1 protein-coding gene is annotated in these 5,632 nt (G+C 43.7%); it reads right to left on the bottom strand.

All coding sequences use genetic code 11. The features are described from left to right. Nucleotides 1-5,605: two-partner secretion domain-containing protein (locus AC1MDJ_RS06520; RefSeq protein WP_479690125.1), on the bottom strand; the 5,605-nt coding region annotated here is incomplete at its 3' end. Nucleotides 5,606-5,632 lie beyond the last annotated feature (27 nt).

Here is a 5,632-nt window from a genome sequence, read left to right as displayed (position 1 = left end):
CTTCCTGCCCAGCAGTCGTAAATAGCCTGCTGTCTATCTCTAGTTTTCCGTCTAACGCTCCTGTGGTCGTATCCCTCTCAACCGTCTGTGCTCTATCTATATCTCTATTCAGCCCTGATATATCAGAACCATCTCTAACTACTATGTTCCCCTCACCTATGGTCGCACGTGTTGTCCCCTCTTTCTCGTGTCCTGTATTTGTGACACCAATCGTCCCTTTAGCCTCTATAGTGCTGTTATCTGGGTTATCCCCTACACCCGGTTTTGCGCCTATTCCAGATACAGTTACTCCTAAACTAAACCCTGTTTGACTACTATATGAATAATCAAATAAATCAGCCCATTCTAACGAGGTAGCCACTATATTAAGGTTACCCTTGTCATTGCCATGTTCATCCCTGTTGGCTATCGTTGAACCTGTCATAGATAATGTGCCATTCACATCTATATCTACAAAGTCTGTGCCTATAAGCGAACTTATCTGCGTCTGCTGATAGCTACTTGAACCATTGGAAATGCCTATATTGCCGCCTACGCTATTGCCCGTTGTGCCACCATTCGCTTTATCTTGGCTACTCCCGCCTGATACCCCTAATGATAGTGAACTATTACTTGAATTACCAGTATCTTGCAGTGATGTTAGCGTGAGGTTTCCCTCTATTGCCGCAACTATCCCCTTTGCTAGCGCATTGTAGCCTATGCCTACCATATCGCCACCAACATCGTAGGTTATCGTGCCGTTCTGCGCATAAGTCGCAGAGTTTATATTTTGCACATCAGAACTTCTTGAACTTGCCTTAGACATATTTGCACTGCCACTTGCTCCATTCGTCCCTACCGATACGGACACACTCTCACTATGACTGCTTTGTTCTGATGAGTATTTATTCTGCACTGCCTCTAGTCTTAAATTGTTGGTTATGCTATACGTCACGTCCCCGTTTGAAACTACTGCAGAACCTGCTTGTGTCATATCCTTGCCAGCTTGGAACACCACGTCCCCGCCAGCATACACCTCTGAACCTGTATATGTTTCGCTCTTGTTTGCACTACTGCTTGTCTCTGAATTATACTGCAAGCCAGCACTAGCATAAAAGCCAGTCCCAAACGATGTAATTGCCGCCTGTGCAGCACCCACCATTGAGCCTGTAAAAGCTATCGTTGCCATAACTAAATTTTCAAGTGTTAATCCGTAGTTTATCTTTGCATCATTCAATGCTTGAGCTGTGGCTTTGCCCTTATCATACAATCCATTCATCTCTTCCAATTTTGCATAAGCCCCTTCTACTGCTTGTTCTGCTTTCTTCAACGCCTCTGCTGCCTTGCCAACATCTACATAAGCATTACCAACAGTCGCAGTAGCCGTTATCGTTGTGCTCTCGTGTTCTGTTTTGCTCTCACTTGTGTTCTTTGCCGCTGTTATGTTTATATCCCTATCAGCTATCACAGCAATATTCTGCGCTATGCTTAACATAGAACCTTTTATATTTACATCACCATTTGATACTACATTCAGGTTGCCACCAACATTTACCTCTGACGCTACCGCAGTCGTTTTAGTGGAGCTTGTCATATCCCTAGTCTGCTCACCTACCACCGCTGATGCAGTCAACTTGCCATTCTCATAATCAACTTCAACATCCAGCAGTGCGACAGCGGCAACTATACCAACGGGTCCACCTACAACAGCCAATGCACCGCCTATAGCCCCCATTACTCCATTAGTTGTCTTATGTTCACTAAAGTGTGTCTCACTCACATAATCAGCTAGCACACTAAACGAACCGCCTGTGTCTGATTTAGTCAGATTGCCGTAATCGCCTAGCTTATACCCTGTATATATATCAGCGTCTCCGCCTACATTAAGGTTTGAGCCTACAATGTTTGTGTCCCTCCCGCTAACTATAGTCAACCCATCAGTCACGGTTACGTTCGCTGAATTGAGCATCTCTGCCCTGTCTATCGTTGTGTCCTCTACCTTGAGCAACCCACCCCAAGAAGATTTAGTCTCTTTCTTATAGTCATAAGTGTAATCCTTGACAGCAAACACATTCATATCACCGCCAACGTTGAGTAGTGCACTATCGCCAACATTTACATTTGCACCCCTAAATATTGAATCCCCTGTGGTTTGTAGCACAAAGTTCCCACCTGCATTTATAGTTGAACCAACATTCGTTAGACTCTCATGTATCTCTGTAGTGCTCCTTGAAGGGGCAAATAGTCCGCCATCTGAGCTTTTATATGTTTCTAAACGGTTTAATAGCTCTATTGTGCTTAACACTACCGTGTTAGCAGTTATTGATATATCGCCACCACTTGTTATATCTGCACCTTTGCTAGTATACGTGCCAGCATTTATAGCTACTCCACTCTTGCCTGATATTGTCCCAGTTAAACCCGCTGTCTGTGTAGAACGCTTATACTCATCCCCTATCGCTACCTCTTCTGTATATACTTTCGTCTCATTTATTACTTCGGCAACTTTAATCGCAACTTCATAAGCACTAATTAGCCCACTAGAATTAACTACTCTATCCCCCTCTATCGTTAGGTTGTCTTTCGCTGTGATTGTTCCGCTATTATTCAGCTCGCCAACTTCCAGTTTTACATTACCACCCGCTAGCATTGCACCATAGCTTTCGTCCCCGTATAGCGTCTCTAGCGTTACCCTTGATAGATACACCTCTGGCACAAGCACTTTCTGCCCGCCCACTTCTCGCTCTACATACCATACAATATCACTGCTTAAATTAGCTATCTGTTCTTCTGTTAAACTAGTCCCAATAGTTAACCCCTGTTCCACCATCGCCCTATTAGCATTATCATATAGTTTCCTCATCTGGTCTGCATCTGAACCTATATTAGGCTCTAAATATCTATTATGCGTAAGACTCATTATTGCATCCACAACAAGTGTCGTCTCATACGCCGCATCACCATACATCTTAAAAACATTATCCATCCCAGCAGCCGCAAAGAAATAGTCCGCTCCTACAAAACTGCCTCTATCAAGAAACGGAACATTTGTTTCCACCATATATCTGCCGTCATCAGACAACCTAAACAACCCATTCACACCCGTAGGGGGAACTAAATTAACACCAATCACACCATCGCCAGCCACACCAGCAGAACGATACGGAGCTATACTGCCACCATCGCCACTTTGAGCATTATCAAGAACACCTGACTTTATAGACAACGTGCCACCAGCAACAAGCTTCGCATCCTCTAGCGAATAAACCCTCTGCTGAACCGTGCGCCGCTCATTACTTGTCTCCGTCCACCTAAATACCCTAACCCTTCCAATCTTTATCTTCTTGCGCTCCCTCTTCCTGTAGTCCATATACAGATTTGCCATTACACTACGAGTTTGATTGCTTAACGTTTCCGCCAATATATCTATATCCCCGCCTGCTATTATGGTAGAGTCGGTATTGGTTACAACCCTAGATGTAATGCCTATATCCCCTGTGGCTAAAATAATCCCAGGACGAGAGTTCAACCTCACCTCACTAATACTTTCAGCATTCCTTAAATGCCATATACCATCTATCGGAAACACAGTGTTCACTACATCTGTCACCTTGCTAAACGGACTGCCTGCCGTTATATCCTGCCCAATATTATAAAGCTTATCTGTGTTTATAGTAATGTTTGAATAACTCTCTATCCTCCCACCATAGTTCACAAACCCATTAGACACACTATCATCATTGCTATATCCCGTCCACGCTGTATGACTTTCGGCTACCCCAGCACTGCTACCAGTATCTATTGGGTCTAAATCAGCTAGAACATCCTCTTCCCGTTCATTATCATCCTCATCCGTTGCCTCATCAGCATTTAACACCTCATAAGCATACTGCACATACTCAGATGTTGGAACAGGGGTAAGCTCGCTTTCCTGCTCCACAGGAACAACTTCTTTCTCCACAACAAACGTCAGCTGTCCATCCTCTAAAAGAAACCTCAGCCTAAACCCATCCTCTAGTTCTACTATGTCCCCAGCTGTATGTTCCTCAAGAAATAATTCAGTCGGAACGTCCAGCTGAACATTCAACTCCGTAGTATTGTCCCCAATAGCACTAGTCACAAACAACTGCACAAACTCCGGTCTGTCATTTTCATCTTCAGCCAGCTCTTGTTCCTGCTGCTCTTGTTGCCCCTCTTGTTGCGTCCCTTGACTTATCGCCGTTTGATTATCTAAATATGGATTAGCGTATGTGGCGTTCGGGTTCACTCCGCTAGTGCCAGTCGTGGCAAGTGCACCCTCTATCCCCGTAAATGTTATATCCCCTAACGCAAATACCTCTGCTAGATAGTTAACAAAGTTCCTCCCCGTCCTGAACGTGATGTCTCCACCCGATAATACCCCAGCTCCCTCATAGTTTATAAAATCAGTTGCAGTTGTTACATCTGTGTTCCTGCCACTCACTAGTTGTCCATAGTTGTTAAACGTGTTTGTGCTCGCCGTTAAATCCCTTAATGCTCCTATATGACCTATATTACTAATATTACCCGTTGCACTTAATAATATGTTATTCCCTGATATAAGCCCAACGTTCGTGTTTATAAATGACGTTCCCGCTGATATGCTCACATTATCCTGTGCATAAACAGTCCCCTTCGCCTCTACTTTGCCGCTGGTTGATTTGACATCTATATTCTTCACACTAGTCGCATTCTTAAATACTATATCCCCGTCTGCCGTTATCTCTAACCCATCAGTCGTTGCTAACAGGTCGCTTGGTGTGTTTATCCCAAAACCTCTCTCTGTCGCAATTATCCTTATCCTACCAGCATACATCCCACCTAATGCTACACTATCCACCGCAATCTCAACATTGCCTGTCGTCCTATTATCTGATGTTCCTACATTGTTAGACGTTATCGTATTGCTCGTATAGTCATACTTGTCATTGCCAGTTAGTATGTTTAAGTTCCCCGTTGCATTTATACTCCCAGCTATCTGAACTACCCTTGATACTAAATCTGCTGAACTATTGGCAACAAGACCAAAATAAGTCTCCCCTACCCCCTCTATCCTCAATATCCCATAAGACGATATTGAAAAATCTCTTATATCCCCCTCTGCTGTCAGATTAGACGACCCCGTCACCATTGATAGCCTTGATGTGTTTATAAACCCACACCCAGCACACGTTATCCCCTGCGGATTGGCAACAATTAAATCAGCACTCGGACCAAATATCTCCGTAAGTCCACTTAAACTAGTAACTGAATTACCCGTCACCTCATTCAATATAACCCTAGCCATTGAGCCGCCACCTAAATTCGGATTGGGAGCAACATCGCCCCCTATCACACTATTTACCTGCGGCATATAACCCAATACACTCGTATTATTCAATATAAGCCCATTCTCACCTACATTGTAATTAGTATATCTATTCACAGAAACACCACGCTGACTCGGTGGTGCTATATTAACCACTGGGGTATTATTCTCTGAATGCGTTATGGTCGTTCTCGTTGTCCCATCAGGTAGTAAATCAGCAGCAAATACAGGATAAATAGGATAAAATATGAAGTTGGCAATTAAATAACAAGTTAAAAGCCTATACGCAAATGAACGCATGCTAAAACGCCCATAAATACATAGCCT

The sequence above is a fragment of the Candidatus Termitispirillum reticulitermitis genome (assembly GCF_054655775.1).
The sequence above is the reverse complement of the archived record's forward strand: the minus strand, read 5'-3'. Positions and strand labels throughout refer to the sequence as shown.